The sequence below is a fragment of the Holdemanella porci genome (genome assembly GCF_019052655.1).
GTDB classification, from domain to species: Bacteria; Bacillota_I; Bacilli_A; order Erysipelotrichales; family Erysipelotrichaceae; genus Holdemanella; species Holdemanella hominis.
The window spans coordinates 1-22,361 of record NZ_JAHQVB010000027.1 but is presented as its reverse complement, the minus strand read 5'-3'; the positions used below and the strand labels follow the sequence as shown (position 1 = coordinate 22,361).

At 35.9% G+C, this 22,361-nt stretch carries 24 protein-coding genes and 1 other annotated feature; of the genes, 4 read left to right on the top strand and 20 right to left on the bottom strand.

Features of this window, described 5'->3' with window-relative positions; genetic code table 11:
- Positions 1-14 precede the first annotated feature (14 nt).
- Together plsY and KTQ83_RS06525 are read left to right on the top strand one after the other, a co-directional pair.
- On the top strand, positions 15-629 hold the full coding sequence (gene plsY / locus KTQ83_RS06530; RefSeq protein WP_217256290.1) for a glycerol-3-phosphate 1-O-acyltransferase PlsY: 615 nt from the start codon (positions 15-17) through the stop codon (positions 627-629).
- Positions 630-694: 65 nt separating this feature from the next.
- Positions 695-1,108 (top strand): competence protein ComK, encoded by a 414-nt coding sequence (locus KTQ83_RS06525; protein WP_158567625.1) that lies wholly within the window; start codon positions 695-697, stop codon positions 1,106-1,108.
- A gap of 8 nt (positions 1,109-1,116) precedes the next feature.
- Here the strand turns inward: KTQ83_RS06525 and KTQ83_RS06520 are convergent, their stop codons facing one another.
- From KTQ83_RS06520 to KTQ83_RS12635, 9 genes are all read right to left on the bottom strand, one after another.
- On the bottom strand, positions 1,117-1,545 hold the full coding sequence (locus KTQ83_RS06520; protein ID WP_117926076.1) for a RidA family protein: 429 nt from the start codon (positions 1,543-1,545) through the stop codon (positions 1,117-1,119).
- Between the two features lie 25 nt (positions 1,546-1,570).
- On the bottom strand, positions 1,571-3,913 hold the full coding sequence (locus KTQ83_RS06515) for an FtsK/SpoIIIE family DNA translocase (RefSeq protein ID WP_217256289.1): 2,343 nt from the start codon (positions 3,911-3,913) through the stop codon (positions 1,571-1,573).
- Positions 3,914-3,927: 14 nt separating this feature from the next.
- The gene (locus KTQ83_RS06510; protein ID WP_217256288.1) at positions 3,928-5,619 is read right to left on the bottom strand and encodes a ribonuclease J; all 1,692 of its coding nucleotides are present in this window, start codon (positions 5,617-5,619) and stop codon (positions 3,928-3,930) included.
- A gap of 39 nt (positions 5,620-5,658) precedes the next feature.
- The gene (gene miaB, locus KTQ83_RS06505; RefSeq protein WP_186999091.1) at positions 5,659-7,092 is read right to left on the bottom strand and encodes a tRNA (N6-isopentenyl adenosine(37)-C2)-methylthiotransferase MiaB; all 1,434 of its coding nucleotides are present in this window, start codon (positions 7,090-7,092) and stop codon (positions 5,659-5,661) included.
- 61 nt (positions 7,093-7,153) lie between these two features.
- Complete coding sequence (locus KTQ83_RS06500) at positions 7,154-7,327, bottom strand: 4Fe-4S binding protein (RefSeq protein WP_040466055.1); 174 nt, start codon at positions 7,325-7,327, stop codon at positions 7,154-7,156.
- A gap of 143 nt (positions 7,328-7,470) precedes the next feature.
- Positions 7,471-9,024 (bottom strand): ribonuclease Y, encoded by a 1,554-nt coding sequence (gene rny, locus KTQ83_RS06495; protein WP_186999092.1) that lies wholly within the window; start codon positions 9,022-9,024, stop codon positions 7,471-7,473.
- A gap of 119 nt (positions 9,025-9,143) precedes the next feature.
- Positions 9,144-9,977, bottom strand: a complete 834-nt coding sequence (locus tag KTQ83_RS06490; protein WP_117926065.1) for an undecaprenyl-diphosphate phosphatase — start codon at positions 9,975-9,977, stop codon at positions 9,144-9,146.
- A gap of 47 nt (positions 9,978-10,024) precedes the next feature.
- Positions 10,025-10,195, bottom strand: a complete 171-nt coding sequence (gene rpmF, locus KTQ83_RS06485; RefSeq protein WP_003864180.1) for a 50S ribosomal protein L32 — start codon at positions 10,193-10,195, stop codon at positions 10,025-10,027.
- An 11-nt stretch (positions 10,196-10,206) separates the two neighbouring features.
- Positions 10,207-10,716, bottom strand: coding sequence for a YceD family protein (locus tag KTQ83_RS12635; RefSeq protein WP_117926063.1), 510 nt, complete (start codon positions 10,714-10,716; stop codon positions 10,207-10,209).
- Positions 10,717-10,803: 87 nt separating this feature from the next.
- Between KTQ83_RS12635 and KTQ83_RS06475 the strand changes: the two genes are divergently transcribed.
- Positions 10,804-11,814, top strand: coding sequence for a nucleotidyltransferase family protein (locus KTQ83_RS06475; RefSeq protein ID WP_217285032.1), 1,011 nt, complete (start codon positions 10,804-10,806; stop codon positions 11,812-11,814).
- A complete protein-coding gene (locus KTQ83_RS06470) occupies positions 11,804-12,346 on the top strand; it encodes a YdcF family protein (RefSeq protein ID WP_217256285.1) in 543 nt (180 codons plus the stop codon). Before KTQ83_RS06475 ends, KTQ83_RS06470 begins: the two co-directional genes overlap by 11 nt.
- Positions 12,347-12,355: 9 nt before the next feature.
- On the opposite strand, the gene KTQ83_RS06465 is transcribed toward KTQ83_RS06470, so the two are convergent.
- The 11 genes from KTQ83_RS06465 to KTQ83_RS06415 all read right to left on the bottom strand — a co-directional run bounded on the left by KTQ83_RS06465 (position 12,356) and on the right by KTQ83_RS06415 (position 22,237).
- Complete coding sequence (locus KTQ83_RS06465; protein ID WP_217256284.1) at positions 12,356-14,560, bottom strand: RelA/SpoT family protein; 2,205 nt, start codon at positions 14,558-14,560, stop codon at positions 12,356-12,358.
- A gap of 33 nt (positions 14,561-14,593) precedes the next feature.
- Positions 14,594-15,115: an adenine phosphoribosyltransferase gene (locus KTQ83_RS06460; RefSeq protein ID WP_158567644.1), complete on the bottom strand. Its 522-nt coding sequence runs from the start codon at positions 15,113-15,115 to the stop codon at positions 14,594-14,596.
- A gap of 31 nt (positions 15,116-15,146) precedes the next feature.
- Positions 15,147-16,700, bottom strand: a complete 1,554-nt coding sequence (locus KTQ83_RS06455; RefSeq protein WP_186999095.1) for a single-stranded-DNA-specific exonuclease RecJ — start codon at positions 16,698-16,700, stop codon at positions 15,147-15,149.
- A gap of 39 nt (positions 16,701-16,739) precedes the next feature.
- On the bottom strand, positions 16,740-17,750 hold the full coding sequence (gene ruvB / locus KTQ83_RS06450; protein ID WP_117926609.1) for a Holliday junction branch migration DNA helicase RuvB: 1,011 nt from the start codon (positions 17,748-17,750) through the stop codon (positions 16,740-16,742).
- Between the two features lie 5 nt (positions 17,751-17,755).
- The gene (gene ruvA / locus KTQ83_RS06445; protein ID WP_217256293.1) at positions 17,756-18,334 is read right to left on the bottom strand and encodes a Holliday junction branch migration protein RuvA; all 579 of its coding nucleotides are present in this window, start codon (positions 18,332-18,334) and stop codon (positions 17,756-17,758) included.
- A 1-nt stretch (position 18,335) separates the two neighbouring features.
- Complete coding sequence (locus KTQ83_RS06440; RefSeq protein WP_217256283.1) at positions 18,336-19,085, bottom strand: exodeoxyribonuclease III; 750 nt, start codon at positions 19,083-19,085, stop codon at positions 18,336-18,338.
- 61 nt (positions 19,086-19,146) lie between these two features.
- Complete coding sequence (gene obgE / locus KTQ83_RS06435) at positions 19,147-20,427, bottom strand: GTPase ObgE (protein WP_217256282.1); 1,281 nt, start codon at positions 20,425-20,427, stop codon at positions 19,147-19,149.
- 64 nt (positions 20,428-20,491) lie between these two features.
- Positions 20,492-20,776, bottom strand: a complete 285-nt coding sequence (rpmA, locus tag KTQ83_RS06430; protein WP_003864191.1) for a 50S ribosomal protein L27 — start codon at positions 20,774-20,776, stop codon at positions 20,492-20,494.
- 3 nt (positions 20,777-20,779) lie between these two features.
- Complete coding sequence (locus KTQ83_RS06425; protein ID WP_117926605.1) at positions 20,780-21,094, bottom strand: ribosomal-processing cysteine protease Prp; 315 nt, start codon at positions 21,092-21,094, stop codon at positions 20,780-20,782.
- A 2-nt stretch (positions 21,095-21,096) separates the two neighbouring features.
- Positions 21,097-21,399 (bottom strand): 50S ribosomal protein L21, encoded by a 303-nt coding sequence (gene rplU, locus KTQ83_RS06420; protein WP_003864193.1) that lies wholly within the window; start codon positions 21,397-21,399, stop codon positions 21,097-21,099.
- Between the two features lie 31 nt (positions 21,400-21,430).
- Positions 21,431-21,502: a sequence feature (ribosomal protein L21 leader region), on the bottom strand.
- Positions 21,503-21,604: 102 nt separating this feature from the next.
- Positions 21,605-22,237: a GyrI-like domain-containing protein gene (locus KTQ83_RS06415; protein WP_217256281.1), complete on the bottom strand. Its 633-nt coding sequence runs from the start codon at positions 22,235-22,237 to the stop codon at positions 21,605-21,607.
- Between the last annotated feature and the right edge of the window lie 124 nt (positions 22,238-22,361).

Sequence of the window (22,361 nt, the reverse complement as noted above, 5' to 3'; positions counted from 1 at the left end):
TCGAGGTGGAAGAGATGAAAACTATTTTATGTATTTTTTTAGGTTACTTATTAGGATCTTTACCCTTCGCATTGATCATTGGTAAAGTTTTCTATCATACAGACATTCGCCAATATGGCTCAGGAAATCTAGGTGGAACGAACGCAGGAAGAGTTCTTGGAAAAAGAGCGGGAATTTCTGTCATTGTGTTTGATGTATTAAAAGTTGTTCTTGCGATTGCGATCGCAACACTAGTATCGAAAGTGGCTGGTATCTGGACAGGACTTGCCTGCTGCATCGGACATTGTTATCCAGTCTTCGCAAAATTCCATGGAGGAAAAGCTGTTAGTACAATGTTCGGCTTCTTGTTTTCTACAAGCATCTTCTTATTTCAAGACGCAAGCTACTTACTTGTACCATTTGGCATGTTTCTAGTTGTCCTATATCTATTTAAATATGTATCTTTGGCCAGTATGTGTGCAGCCATCGCAAGCAGCTTATATATTACGGCATTGATGCTAGGATTCAACGTGGAAAGTATTTCAGTTATTGCCGCAAGCTGGCTAATGACAGTTCTTGTGATTTACAGACATCGTACAAACATTGAAAAAATCAAAAAGGGTACAGAAAATACAATTTCATGGTTATAGAAAGTTTTTTAAGAAACTTTCTTTTTTTTATGTCTTTTTCACATTAGAATCGTATCATAGTATGTATGAACTATTTATACTACGAATACAAATCCAGTACTGTTTGCACTGTTAAAGAAGATGAAAAGTTATACTACAAGAGTTTAAGCACGCAAAATTATTTAAACGAAAAATGCTTATTAAATGGATCCACCCTTAAAGGAAGACAAGAAGCCTTTGTGTATCAAATGAAAGTTAAAAAATATATTCCTGTTGTTGTATCCATTTCAAGAAAGGAGATCTACTTTCCCAACAAATCGAAAAAAGCACATGACTGTATCTGGATCAATTATGCCAATATTAAAGACGTCACTTACTTTGAGTCCACTTGCACAATCACATTTCATGATGGTTCCAAACTCGATTGTGAGCATCCCAAACGAATTCAACAAACGCTAAAACAAATTTTCCGCTACCTAAATAAAAATACACCGGATTAACCGGTGTATTAGTGGCAACCTCCACCACATGATGAACAATCATGTGAGCAACTTGATTGTTGCATTTGTTCTTCATGACGAAGTGTATTTACGCCAAGACCCTCAATACATACTCTGGCATTATCGGCTAAATTCGATACTTCCACAATTGTACATGCTGGGAATGGTTCATCGACAAAGTTTTTGAATGTATTCAAGAATGCTTCTTTATCCTCGATATTCTTTAAATACACAGTGAACTTCACAACATGGTGAAGCTGTAAACCATAGTTTGATAAAACATCAATCACCTTATTGATAGCTGTAATTGTCTGTTCCTGAATGCTTTCACCAAGTCCAGTCTGACCACTTAAATAAAAGAAGTCTCCTAATTGAACCATATTTGAAACACAAGATGTTCCCTCTTGTTTTCCTGCTGATTTTAAAAATATATTCATAGTACTAAATTCCTTTCTTCTCCTATTATATAGAATCTACGCCATCTTCTAAAGTGTTTTGCACTAAAATTTCTCTAGGCTTACTTCCTCTTGCAGGACCAATGATACCATTTGCCTCTAAAACATCCATCAATCTTGCCGCTCTAGAATAACCCACAGAGAACTTTCTTTGAATCAAAGACGTACTTGCCTTTCTAGATGCAATCACAAAACGCTTCACTTCCTCATACAAAGGATCGGCCGTAACATTTCCCGCTTCATTTCCTTGATTTTGTAAATCTTTTAATTGAATAAAGGCATCATCATATTTTGGTCTTGCCTGCGATTTCACAAATGCACAAATGTTATTAACTTCTTCATCCTTAATAAAGACACCCTGGATACGACGAGGACTCGTCTCACCATTTGGTAAATACAACATATCTCCATTTCCTAGTAAACGCTCTGCTCCAGCTTGATCCAAAATCGTTCTTGAATCGACAGCTTGTGATACCGCAAACGCAATACGACTTGGAATATTTGCCTTAATAACACCTGTAATGACATCCACACTCGGTCTTTGTGTGGCAACAATCAAATGAATACCTGCGGCACGAGCAAGTTGTGTAATTCTTTGAATACTTGCTTCAACTTCTTTAGCTGCCACCAACATCAAGTCGGCTAACTCATCAATAATAATCACAATACGAGGCAATACTTTTAAATGATCATTCTCATGATTTTTGACATACTCATTATATGCCGTAATATTACGAACACCTAATTCACCAAACAAGTCATAACGACGGTCCATCATTTCTACAATGACCTTTAATGCCTTATTGGCAAGATCACCATCCGTAATCACTGGTGATAATAAATGTGGTACATCATTATATGGAGTAAACTCTACTTTTTTAGGATCAATCAAAACTAATTTTACTTCATCTGGCTTTGTTCGCATTAAAATAGAAGAAATAATCGCATTGACACAAACCGATTTACCACTACCCGTAGCTCCTGCAATCAATAAGTGTGGCATACGATTTAATTCCCCATAGACATTATTTCCCATTAAGTCTTTTCCTAAACAGAAAAGTAACTTTTTATCTTTCATCGAATCCGGTATTGTACGCATCAAATCCTTCATCTGAACACTTGTCTTTTCAACGTTTGGAATTTCGATTCCAACACTTGCCTTACCCGGGATTGGTGCTTCAATACGAATATCCTTAGCCGCAAGCCCCATCTTGATATCATTTTGTAAGTTACTGATTTTATTCACACGAACACCAAGTTCTGGCTTGATTTCAAATTTTGTGACACTTGGACCAATATGAATCTGTACAAGCTTAGCCTCCACACCAAATTCATGTAAGATCTCAATCAGTTTTTCACCTTTTTCCTTCGCTGTAGTCACATTCGCGTTGGATCTTGATTTTCTTTCCATATCCTCTAAAACATTTAATTTTGGAAGCTTATAGTTTTTAAAACCTGAATTTTCATCCGCAACATAATGTTTAGGTTCAACCCTTTCTACAATACCCTCATTGACAACAGGAACTTCTTTTTTGGTCTCTTCAGGACTCGGTTCATCATCCACATCCACCATAAAGCTTGGCTTTCTAGGTTCTAAATCACCAATAATCAAAGGCTCATCCATTTCTTTTTCTTCATTCACAGCATCTGGTTGTAATGGTTTTACAGGATCGGCATTAATAATTTGAAAACTCGATTCATTTGTATCTACATCTTCAAAAATAAAGTTTTTACGATCAATCGAAACAGGTGTTTCCTTGATTGGAGCACTCTTCATTACTTTTTTAGGTTTTCTTTCAAAACCTACAATTTTTTCATAACCAAGCATTAAGATAGCTAGCACAAAAAACAGTAGTACCATGACATAGGTTCCAGAATAATCGAATAATGACTGAAAAAGACATAGCAACAAAGCTCCTGTTAATCCAGAATATATTTTCAAATGACCTGTAATAATATTACCGGCATTTTCCATAATATATTTTAAGCCATAGCTACCTGGGTGTGGTTTAAACTCTATAATTGAAGAAATCAAACTTAAGCCAAGTGCCAAAAATAAGATTCCAAACATATAACGCTTACGAATCACAGGCTGTTCCTTATGGAAAATAAGAACGGCACACAAGGTAGCATTCAAAATAAATAATCCATTTGTTAAAGCTCCAAATAAGAATTCAAAGAAATGTTTTAAAAAAGCTCCTACAATGCCAAATTCTAAAACGACAATAAAACTAATACATATCATACAAATAAGGAAACACAAACGAAATAAGTTTGAGTGCAACCAAGACGTTTGTGTTTTCTTTTTCGTAGATTTTCTTCGTGTTGTTTTTTTTCTGGCTTTTGCCATACTTACCCCACTTTCTACTTATTTAAGTTTATTTCTAAAATAACCGGTAAAATCATCGGTCTTTTTGCGGTTTGTTTATAAAGATATTTAGAAACCTTATCACGAATCAAGTTCCGCGTTTCTAAATTGTCATACGTTTTATTTTCAACCGCCTCGTTGATCGTATCTTCCATAATTTTAGCTACATCACCCGTGATGTATTCTGCATCACGCAAATAAATCAATCCACGACTTTGTACATCTGGACCATTAATGATTTTCTTTGTCTTTGCGTTGATACCAATTGCTAAAATCATGACACCATCCGTACTCAAAGTTTCACGATCTTTTAATACGACACCCGCCATATCCCAGTTTTCTTTTCCATCAATCATTGTTTCATGGAGCTCTAATTCTATGGCGCAAGAAACCAATTTACGATTTTCAAAAGTGGCAACCTGTCCATTATCTAAAATGATAATGCGACTTGGATCATATCCCATTTCACCCGCAATCTGTGAATTCATGTGCAACAAACGATATTCCCCTTTGATTGGAATATAGTATTTTGGTTTTGTAAGGAAGATCATCATTTTCAAATCCTCTTTACTAGGGTGCATACTCAAAACATTCTTATCTAGGACGATGATTTCACCCTCTTTTTTGTACATGTCATTTTCCATGCTCTTGAATTCATTTTCAACACCAGGTACAACTGGACTTGCGACCACAATGACATCATCCTGATCAAACACCATAGATTCTAATTCATTGTTGGCAATGTTGTTGATAGTTTTGAATAAAGATTTACCTTGCCCTGAAATGATTACGACAACATCTTTCATTGAGTTATCAAAATCAGCTGGATCAATCACTAAAGAAGGATCCATCTCATACCCAATTTCTTTTAATCGTCCTACTAAATCACGTAATTCTTTTGAATAGAATACCATCTTACGACGACTTGCCATACAACAATCAATGATTTCCTGAATACGATATACACTTTGTGTATACACACTCACAAAGACACGCTTATTTTCATGTGTTTCTAAAACCTGTAAAAGCTTAGGGGAAATACGATGACTCGGAGAAGTGTGTCCACTTCTTTCTGCCCCTTTACTTTCCTGCAACAAAACCAATACACCTTCGTTACCAAGTTCTGAAATCGTTGTGAAATCAGCACGATATGCATCATCTAAATCATCATAGTCTTCAATAAATTCACCAGAATATACAATATAGCCTTGATTTGTACCAATCGCTAAACCAAATGTTCCTGGATACGCATGCGTAATTGGGAAGAAAACAACTCTTCTTTTGCCGATACGCTTTTTGTCATTACGCTTTACAGAATGTACACGCACACCTGTAATATGTTCCTGACGAATCATTTTCTGTACTTCTTTTACAGCTAATGGAGCGGTATAAACATCACAAGGGACTTGTTTTAATAAATATGGTAAAGCTCCCATTACGTCATCATGACCATGCGTAATAAAAATACCCACAACACGATTTTTATTTTCAACTAAATACGTAAAATCCTGAATAATAAACTCGATACCTAATGACTCCTTGTTGTCAGGAAACTTGATACCCGCCTCTATTACATAGATGGATTCATCCACCTCCACACAGAATAAATTTTTACCATCTTCATCTAAACCACCAAGGGCAAAGATACGGATTTTTTCAGTTAATGAAGGAATTTTTTCTTCTTTCATATTATCTCCTTTTAAATAGTATTATTTTTCTAAATTATATCACACCGCAACGCCATCTAAAGAGAAACTTTTCGCCTCTGTAATTTTAACTTCTACAAAATCTCCAGGCTGAATATTTTCACCTTTAAAGTTAACTAATTTTTGGGTGTCTGTATATCCAGAATATACCTTTTCATTCTTCTTACTTAAGCCATCCACTAATACGGTAACAGTACGACCAACATAAGCTTTATTCTTTTCTAAAGCCAAATCATTCCATGTTTTATTTAATTTCGCTAAACGCTTTCTCTTTGTCTCCATATCAATCGAGTCATGCATACGACTAGCTGGTGTACCAGGTCTTGCTGAGAAAATAAATGTAAAGGCATTATCGTATTTACAATAACGAACCACATCTAGAGTGTGTTCAAACTGCTCATCGGTTTCATTTGGGAAACCAACAATGATATCTGTTGAAACAGAAACATTTGGAATTGTATTGACAATCTTATCATATAAAGCTAAGTATGATTCTTTTGTATAACGACGACCCATTAACTTAAGTACATCATCATCTCCTGATTGTAGTGGCAAATGAATAAATGGCATGATATTGTCATATTTTGCGATTATATCAATCATTTCTTCAGAGAAATCCCAAGGGTGACTTGTTGTAAAACGAACACGAGGAATGCCAATTTTAGCAACTTCTTCTAATAATGTTGCAAAATCCTGTTCATTATCCATATCTTTTCCATACGCATTTACGTTTTGTCCAAGCAATGTGATTTCCTTATAACCCTCATTCTTAAGTTGTTGAACCTCTTTTAAGATTTCAGACATCTTACGTGAACGCTGTTTACCACGAGTATAAGGAACAATACAATATGTACAGAATTTGTCACAACCATACATAATATTGACCCAAGCCTTGAATGTTCCAAAACGGTGTACCGGTAGATTTTCGTAAACCTCTCCTTCTTTAGAGTAAATCTTTACAACTTTTTTACCCTCAACCATACAACTATAAAGCATGCTAGGAAGCTCTTGAATATTGTGTGTTCCAAACAATAAACGAACTTGAGGATATTTCGTTAATAAAGTTTCAACTAAACCTTCCTCTTGTGCCATACATCCACAAACACCAATCACAAGATCTTTGTTTTCGCGATATAAACGTTTGAAGTTACCAATCTCACCCAATACTTTTTCTTCCGCATTTTGACGAATTGCACAAGTATTGATAATTATGACATCACTGCCTTCAGCCGTTTCATTAGGTACAAATCCTAGTTCATCTAAAATACCAGCCAATGTTTCACTATCACGCTCATTAGCCTGGCAGCCATATGTAGAAATAAAATATTTTTTTCCTCTTCCCATCATACGAGCCGCTTCAGGAATATTAAATGTATCAATACGATCTATTGTATTTGTAGTACGCTTTTGTGCTTCTTTTAAATCGGGTAATACCCATCCTGGTTTTTGTTTCATGTGATCTCCTTTCGAAAAAAAATGCCAAGCACTAAGCTTGGCAAATGTGTTAAAATTTGAATTACTGGTTGATTGCTCCAACAGGGCAAGTTCCTACGCATGAACCGCAGTCGATGCAAGTTCCTTCGTCACAAACTGATTTTCCTTCATCGTCTAATGAAAGAGCTCCTACAGGACATCCTCCTACACAAGCACCACATCCGATGCAAGCATCTTTATCGATATTTACTGCCATTGTTATTTCCTCCTTGTTTATTAATTTATACTCAAATTATAACTATAACCAAGTAGTGAATCAAGACAGTTTAGTAAGTGTAGGCTTACCGTAATTCATTTACCAAACTAAAAAATTGAAGTCGGGACTAAAGCCCGACATTTTTATTTTGCGTATTCCTGGGCACGTGTCTCACGAATAACATTAACTTTAATTTGACCTGGATATGTCAATTCAGATTCAATCTTATCACGGATATCACGAGCTAATTTTACACAAGTCAAGTCATCCACGTGTTCTGGATTTACAAGTACACGAATTTCACGACCTGCCTGAATCGCAAACGCATTTGAAACACCCTCAAATCCATTTGCAATTTTCTCTAAGTTTTCAAGACGGTTGATATAAGCCTGAGCACTTTCTTTACGTGCACCAGGTCTTGCAGCACTAATTGTATCTGCTGCGATAACCAAATGACTAGTCAAGAACTTAGGTTCTACATCCCCATGGTGTGAGTGGATCGCATTTAACACAATTTCTTTTTCACCATGCTTCTTACAGAACTTGTATCCCAATTCAACATGAGATCCATCTTGCTGCTCAATATTCAATGCCTTACCAATATCGTGCAACAATCCAGCACGTTTGGCAATTTGCTGATTCAATCCAAGTTCAGCTGCCATGCATCCAGCGATATAGGCAACTTCCATAGAATGCTGCAAAGCATTTTGTCCATAAGAATAACGATATTTTAATGTACCAATCAATTTTACAATTTCACGATCAATACGACCAATCCCCAATTTAAAGATAGCTTCCTCACCAGCCTTCATGATCTCTTGATCAATTTCATTCTGGTATTTCTTAACAACATCTTCAATTCGTCCCGGTTGAATTCTTCCATCACGAATCAAGTGTTCCAAAGCTAAACGAGCCACTTCACGACGTACTGGATTAAAACATGTAATTGTAATCAAATCTGGGGTATCATCGATGTTTAATTCAACACCTGTTGCCTGTTCAAAACAACGAATATTACGTCCTTCACGACCAATGATACGTCCCTTCATTTCTTCACCAGGTAAAGAAACAACACTGACTGTCTTTTCTTGAGTTTCCTGCTGAGACATACGCTCAATAGCTAAGGCAATGATATTCTGTGCTTTTTCATTGGCAGTAGCCTTTGCCTCATCCTCTTTATCTTTGATATACGCAATTGTTTCATGTTCCATTTTCTTTTCCACAATCGCAAATAATTCATCTTTTGCTGCCTGGCTTGACATTTTGGCAACACTTTCTAAAACGACAACTTGTTTGTCGATTTCTTCTTGTAATTTCTTCTCTTTTTCGTCTAATGATGTCAGTTTGTCAGCAACACTTTTCATCTTTTCATTAATCTGACGCTCTTTTTGATTTAACGCTTCATCACGAAAATTCAAGTTATCTTCTCTACGCAATAACTTGTTCTCTAATTCCATTGATTCTTGTTTACGTTCTTTAATTTCTTTTTCAGCTTCTACGCGCAAATCATGAGCCTGTGTCTTTCCGTCTAACACAGCTTGTTTTACACGTGATTCCGCTTCATTTTGAGCTTCTTTTAAAATCTGTTCTGCTTTTTGCTGATTCTTATTTAAACCTGCTTTGGAAAGTCCGACCATACAGCCAGATCCAATCGCAAGACCTGCGACACCAGACAAAACGATCCATAGTACATCCATACTATTTCCTCCTTTTCGTCCTTTGTTCTAGGTAAAACCAAAAATATTATACACGAAAACAGGTATAAAGTCTATCAACTCAACATCCAAAATAAAAGATGTTTGCCTAGACAAACATCTTATAATAAAGCACGAATCGCAAAGAAGATCAAAACAAATGCACCTAATACGATTCGATACCATCCAAATACTTTGAAATCGTGTTTTTTTATGTATGACATTAAGAAGCGAATCACAAAAATAGATACAAAAAATGCCACAACCATACCAATCACTAGAATAAAGAATTCTAGAACACTAAACGCAAACCCAAATTTCACCAACTTCAATAGACTCGCTCCAAACATAACTGGAATCGCTAAGAAAAAAGTAAATTCTGCAGCTACTGCACGACCAACACCAATCATCAATCCACCAACAATCGTAGCCCCTGATCTTGAAGTTCCTGGAAGTACAGCTGCCACAACTTGAAACAAGCCAATAATCAATGCATCTTTATAAGATAAAGCAGATAAACTATTTACACTAGGACACATATCTTTATTACGGTTTTCAATATAAATAAACGCAACACCCACTAAAATCAACATAATTGCTACGACAAAGCCATTATATAAGTGTGCATCGATCCAATCATCCAATGCCAAACCAATAATTGCCGCAGGAATTGTAGCTACTAAAATCTTAGACCATAAGATCCAGATAGATTTCACAGAAGTATATTTTCCTTCTTTATTTTTTCTAAATGGGAAAATTTTATTCCAGTATAAAACAACAACCGCAAGAATGGCCCCTAACTGGATTACGACAAGAAACATACCCCAGAATGATTTTGATACATTCATAGGCATGATTTCTTCTAATAAAATCATATGTCCTGTTGAACTAATTGGAAGCCATTCGGTAATCCCCTCAACAATACCATACAATATCGATTTTAAAATCTCGATCATACTATCCTCCATACTACAGAAAAAGCCAGGAAATCCTGGCTACATTTTTACTTTTCAACGATTTGTTTGCCGTTGTATTCGCCACAAGAGCACATCTTGTGAGCAAGTTTATATTCACCACAATTTGGACAACGAGTCAACGCTGGTTTCACCAATTTGTAATGTGTTCTACGTTTTGCTTTACGTGTCTTTGAATTTCTTCTCTGTTGAACTGCCATGCTTGCACCTCCTAGTCATCATCCAGTTTGAAATCATTTAGTTTTTCCCATCGTGGATCAATTTTTGGCTCTTCTTTATCTTGATCCGATAAAAGCTGCCAACCATCTCCCTTTGGATATTGATCTCGAGGTAAACGAGTGATACTCATTGGAGCCTCATATAATATCGCCTGGAAAATCTCTGGGTTAATATCGATTGTCTCTTTTTTCACCACGATAATTTCCTGATCTTCTGCATCCTGTACAGGAACAAAAGAATACGTTTGTTGCGACTCCGCCTCAAATGGAAAATCAATATCTTCGTTTGTGATGGAATCTAGAACAATCATCGTTCCATCCATTCTCAAATCACTCGATACGAAATTCATTCCGTCAAACTCTAATGTACCCGTAACATGTACATCTGGAATAGACTTGACAGAAGTATGATGAAGCAGATCGTTTTCTTCAACCGCAATCCACTCATCAATTTCAATAATATGGTTTTTTGCATTTAAGAAGTCTTTTCTATTAAATTTCACGATCTTCACCTCATGTCGCACTTGATATTATAATAAAAGTAATTGATAAAGTCAATATTTCCACAAGAAAAAGATTTTGATATCATAATGAATATGAAAACATGTGGAATTATTACAGAATATAATCCTTTTCATCAAGGACATATCTATCATATCAAAAAAACGAAAGAATTAACACAATGTGATTGTTTAATTGCGATTGTTTCCAATCATTTTACACAGCGAGGCCTTTTTAGCCTATTAACTATGCAAGATAAAACTAAACTAGCCCTCGAAGCCGGATGCAATCTAGTCATTGAGCTTCCTCCTTGTTATGCAGCACAAAGTGCGGATTACTTTGCCAAATACGCTGTTGAGTCTTTAAGTCAATTACATATTGATCAAATCTGTTTCGGTTCTGAAACAAACAACATCAGCACTCTAAAAGAATATTCGAAACAAATGGAATCTACTCAAGTGGTTCCATCTTTAAGCATGAATCAAAATCTATACACCAAAAATATTCGTCCTAATGATATCTTAGGCATTCAATATATCAAACAATGCGAGAAATACGGTATTACCCCTTGCACAATTGCTCGTAATGATTCTTTTAAAAGTGCTACGCAAACACGCAAAGAATACCTTGAAGGCATTTCTCAATTCAATGATGCCTATTTTAATTCAAGCCAAATATGGGATACGTATTATCCATATCTAAGAAAATTCTTACTTTTAACTGACACACATACTTTATCCACATACTTTCTAGTTAATGAAGGCATTGAGTATCGCTTAAAAGAAAATGCCAAGAAATATTTGAATTGGGAAGATTTTCTATTGGCATCCATTTCTAAAACATACACAAAAGCACGCATTCAAAGAACTTGTATGTTCATTTTACTTCAAATCACAAAAGCACAGATGCAAGAAAACAACCATTTCAATCAAGTTATTGTAGCAGGCTTTGATTCTATAGGACAAGAATATTTAAAAGGTAAACGTGTCATCACAAAATTTAAAGAATTGCCTAAATTTCTACAAGACATTGAACTCAAGAGTCAATATTTATCTTTTGATTCGTTTAAGGCAAGAAAGGTGATTTATTATGATCGTTAGTATATGCATTTTAATCCTTCTTGTATGTATATACATCTATTTTTTTCCTTTTATCCCAAAGCAGAAGAAACACTATACGTACGCATTATTACTTGGATGTCCTGCTCATGATGATGGAACCATGTCTTCAAGTCAAATCAAAAGATGCAATCTTGCGATTGACATGTATAAAAAGGGGCTATATGGTACGTTAATTATCTCTGGGTCAAATGTAAAGAATGAGTATGTAGAAGCTGAAGTTATGAATACTTACATAAGGAAAAGAGTGGAAATCCCGACCATTCTTGAAACACACGCAAGAAATACCTTTGAAAACTTCAAGTTATCTAAAAAATATATTCAAGAGCAAGATGTGCTCATTCTGGCATCCCAAACGCACGCCAAAAGAGCTTGTGCAATTGCCAAGCAATTCTTTTCAGATTATGGCTGTGCCTGGTTTAAAGATTTAAAACCAAAACACATTATAAGAGAAATTGTTTCGCGTATTCTTTATATCAAAATTGAAATACTAAAAAAATTAGGAAGGTACTAAAATACCTTCCTATTGAATTGTACGAATGACTTCATTGACGCTTCGTACTTTTTTTAAGTTCGCAATTAAATTTTGTAGATGCGCTGCATTCTTTACTGCAACCGTTAGTTTTGTGGTTGCCTCTAAATTTCCTTCATCCACAGCCGAATCTACATGTTTTAAATAGACATTACACTGCTGCAAAGTTGTCACAATATCACTCAATAAGTAGTTACGATCATCACTATGAACCACCAAATTGACTTCATATTGTTTTTCATCTAAGCCCTCTTCCCATTGAACAGGAATCAGACGTTTCTTTTCATTCAAGATATTTGGACAATCCGCCCTATGGACCTTCACACCTTGGCCTTTAGAAATATATCCAATAATTGGATCACCCGGAATAGGTCGACAACAATTTGCCAAAGAAACCGCAATTGTATCAACACCTGGAACAACAACACCACAATTTGAATGTTTCACTTGGTGAGATGGCTGCTTATTGTAGATCTTCATAATTTCCTGATCTTCCAACATATTCGAACGATTCTTCACCAAACGATCCACAATGGACTGCAATGATACACGCTTCATCGCAATACCTACATATAGATCATCCACACTCTTAAATGACAAAGATGTTAAAATCGACTCTAAACGTTTTGTTTCCATTAATTTTGAATCCAGCTTCAAACGTCTAAACTCATCTTCAAGCATCGATTGACCTAGCTTAATGCTGTCCTTGCGTGACTGCTGCTCTTGTTTTTGTAAGAAAGTACGAATCTTATTTCGTGCATGCCCACTCTTAACAATTTTAATCCAGTCTGCACTTGGACCTACAGAGTTGTTGTTAGTTAAAATATCAACAACATCTCCCGTTTTTAATGGCGTGTTCAAAGGTACAATAGCTCCATTGACTTTAGCACCAACCGTTTTATTACCAACCTCCGTATGGATTCTGTACGCAAAATCGATTGGACAAGAACCTGTAGGTAACGCAATAACTTTACCTCTAGGGGTTAAACAATATACATTGGCTTCAAAAATATCTTTTTGAAGTACATTCATATATTCAAGTGGATCTTCACTCTCTTCATCGGTCATCATAGAGAAATCTCTAAACCAAGAAAGTTTATCCTCAATCTCTTTTTGTTCATACTCAGGCGCATAATTACGATTTTCTTTATACTTCCAGTGCGCTGCAACACCTCGTTCGGCAATCGCATCCATTTCTTCAGTACGAATCTGGATTTCAAAAATATTACCATGTTCCGGCTCTACAATCGTCGTATGCAAAGACTGATACATGTTGGCTTTTGGCATCGCAATATAATCTTTAAAACGACCAGGAATCGGTCTATATTTGGCATGAATATAACCTAATATTTCATAACAATGCACCACTGAATCTGTAATAATACGAATTGCTAATAAGTCTAAAATTTCTTCAAAACGCTTGTTTTTTGTAACCATCTTTTTATAGATGCTGTAGAAATGTTTAGAACGGCCAAAAATACGATATTGAATATTATACTCTTGTAAAATCGATTCAATATCCGAAATCATTTCTTGAACTTGACCATTACGATCACTTTCACGTTGTTTTACCAACCCTTTGATTTCCTCATACTTCTTATAATCCAAGTATTTAAAAGACAAATCTTCCAACTCGTTTTTTATTTCACTGATACCTAAACGGTGTGCAATCGGTGCATATACGCTCAAAGTTTCACGCGCAATCTTCTTTTGTTTTTCCGGACGCATATACTGCAACGTACGCATGTTATGTAGACGGTCCGCTAATTTAATCAAGATGACACGAATATCTTTGGCCATCGCAATAAACAACTTACGATGATTGCTAGCCAGATATTCTTCTTCATCTTTAAACTTGATGGCACCAATTTTTGTAACTGCATCCACCAAAGTTGCGATTTCTTCACCAAACAATTCTATAATCGTATCTGTGGTTATGCCTTCACAATCTTCTACCGTATCATGTAAAAGACCAGCCGCAATCGTTTTAGGGCCACAATGCATTAACGCTAATGTATTCGCCACCTGAATTACGTGAATGACATAAGGCTCTCCACTTTTACGAAACTGCCCTTTATGGTGTTCATAGGCAAAATCATATGCCTTTTGTATCAACTCAATATTTTCTGGGCGTTTTATATATGTCTGTACATTCTCCATGCACTCTTCAAAAGTAACTTGCTTTTTCTGACTCATAATCACTGCGCCCCCTTTCCTAAATTAAATTCTTTATTCTCCCTCAAAATGTGTTAAAGCACACACTGGAATATCTTTAAATTTTTCTCTTCCTTTTAAATCATCCAATTCGATCACAAAAGCTACACCGACAACACTTGCCTGCATACGCTCAACCATTTTAATAATTGCTTCTACAGTACCTCCTGTAGCCAATAAATCATCGATAATCACAACTTTTTGTCCAGGTAAAATGGCATCCGCATGGATACAAAGCTCATCTTGACCATATTCTAGATCGTACGTTTCATTCACTGTTTCTCTAGGAAGTTTTCCTGGCTTTCTAACTGGCACAAAACCAACATTATTCTCTAAAGCTACTGGCACACCAAATAAGAAACCACGAGCTTCTGGGCCAATCACAACATCGGCACCAATACTTTTCACAAAGTCATTGAATTGATCTACACAATAACGCATCGCATTCGCGTTTTGTAGAATAGGTGTTACATCTCTAAAAACGATTCCTTCCTTAGGAAATCCTGGAATACTCTCAATATAATCTTTTAAATCCATACTAAACCTCTTTCTAATTGATTCCATTTTACTACGCATATACAATCTCATCAATCACAAAATTTACCTGTTTACGACCCTGATATTGATTGATTTGAACAGTTCCAATAAATGAATAAATCGCATTTACACTTTTTTTATACTCCGCTTCACTCTGGTTAAACCGCATACACTGCAAGCCAGAATCTAAAGTATACTTGCGATGTTTATGATTTTGAAAATCATATAAACTTTTAATTTTTGGCTGAACGATTTCAAAACTAGGAAACACAAAACCTGGGCCAAACGGTCTAAGTATATCTAAAGATTGAATGGTTTTTAAGCTTAATTCTTCATCATCTATGACTAATGTATTTTTCTTCTTTACACTATACGTATATTCCTTGATACGTGTATGAATAAATTTTTCAAACAAATCATATTCATTTAGATTCAAAGAAAAACCAGCTGCATTTCCATGTCCGCCAAACGTCACAAAATGTGGATATTCACCTAAAAAATCCATACAGTTAAAACCCTCTGGACTTCGCATACTTGCCTTATACCCCTGCTCATTTTTTGCCAAGACAATACAAGGCTTATTAAAGCTAGCACAAATCGATCCAGCAACTAAACCAATGATTCCCTCATGAAAGCTTGCATCTTCAATCATAAAGATATCTTCATTGCCTTTGCACTTCATCAAAGCTGTTTTTTGCATCTGATCCGATAATTGTTTACGAATCGTATTGATCTGTGTAATCTGCTGACCCAACGTAAAAATACTCTCATCATCCTGCGCTAAAAAATAACGAACGACATTGTTCACATTCGCAAGATTACTTAATCTTCCAATCGCATTTAATTTTGGGACCACCTGAAAACCAATACTCGTTTCATTTACCTCACGATCGGTAGCTAATGAAAATATATGTTTTTCATGCGTTTGATTCATCAAACGTAAAGCATTTTGAATTAAAGCACGCGTCTGCCCTTTCACAATCATCATATCTGAAATACTCGCAAGGCCTGCTAGCTGTAAAAGATAGTCATTGTCAACTCCTAATACACGCATACATTCATAGGCAACACCAGCTCCACATAATGTTTCAAAACAAGATTCCATCAATGTTGGATGCACTACAATATCGCAATTCACCTCTTCATCCATTGTATGATGGTCAGTTACAATTACATCCATACCCAATTCTTTAGCCAACGCTAAAGCTTGGGTACTTTTAATTCCATTATCCACTGTAATTATCAAAGAGTAACCTTTTTTGTGTGCGAGTGTAACTGTCGCCTCACTTAATCCATACCCCTCTTTGATCCGGTCTGGAATATAGAAACCACACTCAAGACCTAGTTGTCTTAATCCTGAAACCATAATGGTTGTTGCGCTGATACCGTCACAATCATAGTCACCGGCAACGATTACTTTTTCACAATTCGAAACAGCTTGTGCTATACGCTTTTTAAACCTTTCCATACATGCAGATTCAGAAATTGAGTTTAAAGGCTGACTCGTTGTCCAATATTCCCATTTTGATGTATCGGGCTCTAAAAATTCTAATACTTTTTTTGTTAATTCTGTCATTTGTTCCATGTTAATTATTATACCATATATTAAAATGTTCACAGACTATTAATCTGTGAACAATTCTTTCTGATAAGGAATTTGAAGATGCTCATACGCTTTAGGCGTTACAATTCTTCCTCTTGGTGTACGATTGATAAAACCAATCTGTAATAAATAGGGCTCATATACATCTTCGAGTGTCATCGGCTCTTCTCCAATACTTGATGCGATTGCTTCAAGCCCGACGGGACCTCCTTTAAATCTTTCAATAATACCCTTTAAGTATTTGTGATCAACCGCATCCAAGCCTAAATGATCCACACGAAGTCGGTCTAGAGCTGTTTTGGCAATTTCACTTGAAACCACACCCTCATTATAGACTTGTGCAAAATCACGCACACGTCTAAACAAACGGTTTGCGATACGTGGAGTCCCACGTGAGCGTAAGGCTATTTCTGTGACAGCATTTTTATCAATTTCCGTATTCATAACACAACTTGTACGATAAACAATTTTTTCTAAGTCCGATAAATTATAGTACTCCAATTGGGAAATGATTCCAAAACGATCACGTAAAGGAGCACTTAAATCTCCGGCACGAGTTGTGGCACCAACAAGTGTAAAAGGTGGTAAATTAATACGGATATTGTGTACCGTAGCCGAATCTTTACCTACCACAATATCTAGACAATAATCTTCCATAGCTGGATACAACACTTCTTCTACTTGTTTTGGTAAGCGATGGATCTCATCAATAAATAAGACATCTCCTGGTTCAAGCGTCGTAAGAATCGCAGCTAGATCTCCACTTTTTTCAATCGAAGGACCACTGGCTGTTTTAAGATTTCCATGCATTTCATTAGCAAGAATATATGCCAATGTTGTTTTTCCAAGTCCAGGAGGGCCGTAGAATAAAACATGGTCCAAAGCTTCGTTTCTAGATCTTGCCGCATGAATGAACACATTTAGATTTTCTTTTAATTCTGATTGCCCAATATATTCATTTAAACTTTGCGGACGCAACGTCTTTTCAAAGTTATCGCACTCTTGTAAATTTCCATCTACTTCTCTAGGCATTTATCTTATACTCCATTTCTTTTTGCGAGTAAAATCAATGCTTGTCTTAGCATTTCATCTTCTCCTAATTCTGTATTTTCTAATTCCTTTTTAATTTTCGTTAATTGATTTGTCTTATATCCAAGTGATAAAAGCGCATCCTGAACTTGGCCCCACACTGGATTTGATGCAGCACCATCACTGGTTTCCAAAGATACAAACTTACCTTTTAGATCTAGAACAATTTGTCCTGCCGTTTTTGCACCAATACCAGGTAAAGACTTAAGTTTTTTGATATCATCATTTTCAATGGCTTCAATCATTTCTTTTCCCGAACATACCGACAACATAGTCTGTGCTGTTTTAGGACCAATGCCTTTCACATTGATCAAACGCATAAACACTTCATAGTCTTCTTCTTTTAAAAAGCCAAACAACAAGATTGCATCCTCACGTACATGTTGATACGTATAAAGAAACAATTCATCTCCCATTTTTTGACTTAAGGCATTTGCCAGATAAACTTCGTAGCCTACCCCCTGCACATCCAATACAACACGATCACTTCGAATAATTCTTACAACGCCGTTCACAAACGCAATCATATTACACCTCAACATCTAATTCTACAGGACAATGATCGGAACCATATACATCCGTCAATATCTTGGCATCCACAATTTTATGTTTTAATTCCGGTGATACCAACCAATAATCAATTCTCCATCCCGCATTCTTTTCACGAGCCTTAAAGCGATAACTCCACCAAGAATATTCCACTTTTTCAGGATACAAAGTACGGTATGTATCTACAAAATGAGACAATAAATACTTCTTAAAGCTATCTCTTTCCTCATCTGTAAAACCTGCATTCTTATGATTTGTCTTTGGATTTTTAATATCGATCTCTTCATTGGCCACATTAAAATCACCACAAGCCATAACTGGTTTATCCAATGATTCTAAATAGGTACTAAACGCTTTATCCCATTCCATACGATAATCTAAACGCTTTAGCCCATCTCCTGAATTTGGTGTATAAACAGTCACAACATAATATGTAGGATATTCAAGCGTAATCACTCTTCCTTCTGTATCATGTTCTTCCATATCCATTCCATAACGAACCGACACTGGTTCTTCTTTACAGAAAATCATTGTTCCACTATAGCCTTTTCTTTGTGCGCTATTTATATATTGATACGGATATAATTCACAATCCACTTCAATTTGATCGGGTTGTGCCTTCGTTTCTTGAATACAGAAAATATCTGCGTCCAAAGCATAAAGAATTTCCACAAAATCCTTCTTTAATACGGCACGAATCCCATTTACGTTCCACGAAATACATTTCATAAAAAAAACACCTCAGAAGCATTATACCACACCAAAAGAAAAGGCTACACAATGTGTAACCTTAGTTTTCAATAAATTCAAATTCAAAGCCTAATAAACGTACTGTATCTCCATCTTGACATCCAGCTTCTCTTAAAGCTGTATCAATTCCAAGATAACGCATTTTATTGGCAAATAGATAGAAGTCTTCTTCTGTATTCAACTTATTGATGTCAAATACACGCTCAAGTCTAGGACCTGAAACATTCCATACGCCATCCTCTTCTTTTTCAATAATGATGTCTTTCTTCTTCTCTTCAAATGTATACATAACACCTGTCTCACCTGTATCTTCCGTAATTGGGAATACTGGTGTTGTCGCAAGAAGATCGGCTGCTTTTCTTAGTACCGGCTCTAAGCCTTCATGAATAATCGTTGTTGTTTCATATACTGGGATATCTGGATATTTTTCTTTAAAACGACGAACATTTTCTTCGGAATTTTCCATATCCATTTTATTTGCAACAACAATTTGTGGTCTTTCCAATAAACGAATCTGATAAGACTTCAACTCATTATTAATGACTTCATAATCATTTAATGGATCTCTTCCATCTTCTGCACCCATATCAATAACGTGAATAATAACACGACATCTTTCAATGTGACGCAAGAACTGGTGACCTAAACCTTTACCATCACTTGCTCCTTCAATAAGTCCTGGTAAATCGGCTAGCACAAAGCTTCTGCCATCACCCGTTTGAACAACTCCAACATTTGGTGTGATTGTCGTAAATGGATAATCTCCAATTTCTGGGCGCGCTTTACTAACGGCATCTAGGAATGTGGATTTTCCTACACTAGGAAATCCTACCAATCCAACATCGGCAAGTACTCTTAGTTCTACAATACAATCAAACTCTTCACCCAATACACCTTGTTCTGCATATTTTGGTGCTGTATTGTGGCTTGATCTAAAATGCCAGTTACCACGACCTCCACGACCACCATGTGCTACAACTTGTCGTTGATGTGGTTTTGTCAAGTCAGCAAGTACTTGATTATTATCACTTCTCTTTACAATCGTTCCTAATGGAACTTTTACTACTTTATGTTCTCCATTGGCTCCATGCATCTTTTTGTTTTTACCTTTTTCACCCGGAGTAGCGATCACCTTACGGTGATACCGTAAATCTAAAAGTGTTGTCATTCCTGGATCGGCTTCAAAAATGACATCTCCACCGTTACCTCCATCGCCTCCAAAAGGTCCACCATAGGCAACATATTTCTCATGGCGAAAACTTACTAAACCATCTCCACCTTTACCTGCTTTTATATGAACTTTGACCTGATCTACAAACATATATACCCTCCTTTCTTTCTCATTAAAAAAGATCCCAGCAACGGGATCTTAAATTTCACACTTGTTAAGCTTGTGGATAAACAGAAACTTTCTTTTTATCTTTACCAAGACGTTCGTATTTAACAACACCGTTAACTAATGCGAACAATGTATCATCAGCACCACGTCCTACGTTAGTTCCTGGATGAATTTTTGTTCCACGTTGACGATAAATAATGCTTCCAGCGTGACAAGATTGTCCATCAGCTAATTTAGCTCCTAAACGTTTTGAGTGAGAATCACGACCGTTCTTTGTAGAACCAACTCCCTTTTTAGAAGCGAATAACTGTAAGTCTAATTTTAATAACATTTTTTACACCTCCTGTACTTGTATGTATTTAGGATAACTCTCTTCAATACTTTGAAACTGAACCAATAGCGTATTCAATATGATTTGTAGTTCAGTACATTCCGTATTGTTTATTTCTAATTCAACATCCCCTGCATCTACTTTATAAGAAATGAAACTTAAATAGCCAAGCTGTGCGATTGCGTTAATACCACCAATAATAATGGTACTGGCTGCAGAACAGACGATATCTTTTCCATACTGATCATACTCAGCATGTCCCTGCATAGAGATCAATGAAATCCCATGTTCATCTCTAGCAATTTTAATTTTAATCATAATTAAGCTTCGATAGCTTCAATTTTTACACGAGTGTAAGGTTGACGGTGTCCTTGTTTACGACGTGTTGAAGATTTTTTGGCTTTATATTTCACAATAGTGATTTTCTTTCCTTTGCCTTGTTTTTCAACAACACCAGTTACCTTTGCACCTTCTACGAATGGTTTACCAAATTTTCCATCAGCGTATAATACTTTGTCAAATGTAACTGTGTCTCCTTCGTTAGCTTCTAATTTTTCAACGAAGATAACAGCATCCTTTTCAACACGGATCTGTTTTCCACCAGTTTCGATAATTGCGTACATGTGTGCACCTCCTATTCATTCTTTTTTTCACATTTAGCTTGATACTCGCCATCAAGGTGTGAATTTTCAACTTAAAACCTTTTCTGGGCGGTTGCAAGTCCATACACGGAGTTTGCAACATTGATATTTTAAAGGATATAAAGCAATACGTCAAGTTAAATTTCTATTTTTAGCTCTATGTCTCAATAGGTAAATTCTAATTTATCTAAATCTTTCTTATAGGATGTCGAATGACTGTTTTCCATTTTTCCGGTGTAACCTTTCTTGCATCCGACAAATATATTTCATGATGTAGTCTTTGACTATTCATATCATTCGCATATCCATTTTGTTTTAAATATTCATCCATAAGTGCAACTGTAGCTGGTTCATCATCAAAAGATCCTAAGTGCATGATTTGAACACATAAACCTTCATCAATCGTCAAAAACTCTGCCGATGAACAATCTATTTTTTTCTTTTTAGTTGCTGTTTCAACAGCCCATTCAAAATCTTTTTCATTCACAAAATCAGGCAATCGAATGACTGAAATCCAATGAAACGAATCTTTATCTGCATAATTCACACCATCTATATCATCCTGCCACCAGAATCCTTCTAGTGGTGGAACTACATATTCAAAGAATCCTTCAATTTTATAATCCGTCTTATAACTCATTCTCAAAGTATAAGCAATCGCATACAATACGCCAATTGCCTGCTGATATGATCCACCTTCTTCATTTGGATTGCCCTCACCTCTGACCGCAATATAATTTGCTTCAGGAACATTTACAATCACAGGTTTATTTTTAGGCATATAAAATTCTTTATATTCTTTCTTAAAATCAAAAGCCATAATCACTCCTTAAATTTGGTTTTATCTATTTTTTAAAGTATACCATTAAATATGAAAACTATACAAAAAGAGCTGTAACGAATAAGTAAATTTTATTACTTATGGAGTTCAGCTCCTTTCTTTT

Coding starts and splice junctions, on each gene's coding strand:
- rny (WP_186999092.1), bottom strand. CDS start 9,024: ATGGATGTACTATGGATCGTTTTGTCTGGTGTCGCAGGTCTTGCGATT.
- KTQ83_RS06415 (WP_217256281.1), bottom strand. CDS start 22,237: ATGGCTTTTGATTTTAAGAAAGAATATAAAGAATTTTATATGCCTAAA.
- ruvB (WP_117926609.1), bottom strand. CDS start 17,750: ATGCCTAGAGAAGTAGATGGAAATTTACAAGAGTGCGATAACTTTGAA.
- rplU (WP_003864193.1), bottom strand. CDS start 21,399: ATGTACGCAATTATCGAAACTGGTGGAAAACAGATCCGTGTTGAAAAG.
- miaB (WP_186999091.1), bottom strand. CDS start 7,092: ATGAAACAAAAACCAGGATGGGTATTACCCGATTTAAAAGAAGCACAA.
- KTQ83_RS06510 (WP_217256288.1), bottom strand. CDS start 5,619: ATGAAAGAAGAAAAAATTCCTTCATTAACTGAAAAAATCCGTATCTTT.
- KTQ83_RS06470 (WP_217256285.1), top strand. CDS start 11,804: ATGATCGTTAGTATATGCATTTTAATCCTTCTTGTATGTATATACATC.
- KTQ83_RS06465 (WP_217256284.1), bottom strand. CDS start 14,560: ATGAGTCAGAAAAAGCAAGTTACTTTTGAAGAGTGCATGGAGAATGTA.
- obgE (WP_217256282.1), bottom strand. CDS start 20,427: ATGTTTGTAGATCAGGTCAAAGTTCATATAAAAGCAGGTAAAGGTGGA.
- ruvA (WP_217256293.1), bottom strand. CDS start 18,334: ATGATTGCGTTTGTGAACGGCGTTGTAAGAATTATTCGAAGTGATCGT.
- KTQ83_RS06520 (WP_117926076.1), bottom strand. CDS start 1,545: ATGAATATATTTTTAAAATCAGCAGGAAAACAAGAGGGAACATCTTGT.
- rpmA (WP_003864191.1), bottom strand. CDS start 20,776: ATGTTATTAAAATTAGACTTACAGTTATTCGCTTCTAAAAAGGGAGTT.
- plsY (WP_217256290.1), top strand. CDS start 15: ATGAAAACTATTTTATGTATTTTTTTAGGTTACTTATTAGGATCTTTA.
- KTQ83_RS06440 (WP_217256283.1), bottom strand. CDS start 19,085: ATGAAATGTATTTCGTGGAACGTAAATGGGATTCGTGCCGTATTAAAG.
- KTQ83_RS06475 (WP_217285032.1), top strand. CDS start 10,804: ATGAATATGAAAACATGTGGAATTATTACAGAATATAATCCTTTTCAT.
- KTQ83_RS06490 (WP_117926065.1), bottom strand. CDS start 9,977: ATGATCGAGATTTTAAAATCGATATTGTATGGTATTGTTGAGGGGATT.
- KTQ83_RS06500 (WP_040466055.1), bottom strand. CDS start 7,327: ATGGCAGTAAATATCGATAAAGATGCTTGCATCGGATGTGGTGCTTGT.
- KTQ83_RS06460 (WP_158567644.1), bottom strand. CDS start 15,115: ATGGATTTAAAAGATTATATTGAGAGTATTCCAGGATTTCCTAAGGAA.
- rpmF (WP_003864180.1), bottom strand. CDS start 10,195: ATGGCAGTTCAACAGAGAAGAAATTCAAAGACACGTAAAGCAAAACGT.
- KTQ83_RS06425 (WP_117926605.1), bottom strand. CDS start 21,094: ATGATTAAAATTAAAATTGCTAGAGATGAACATGGGATTTCATTGATC.
- KTQ83_RS06455 (WP_186999095.1), bottom strand. CDS start 16,700: ATGGAACAAATGACAGAATTAACAAAAAAAGTATTAGAATTTTTAGAG.
- KTQ83_RS06525 (WP_158567625.1), top strand. CDS start 695: ATGAACTATTTATACTACGAATACAAATCCAGTACTGTTTGCACTGTT.
- KTQ83_RS06515 (WP_217256289.1), bottom strand. CDS start 3,913: ATGGCAAAAGCCAGAAAAAAAACAACACGAAGAAAATCTACGAAAAAG.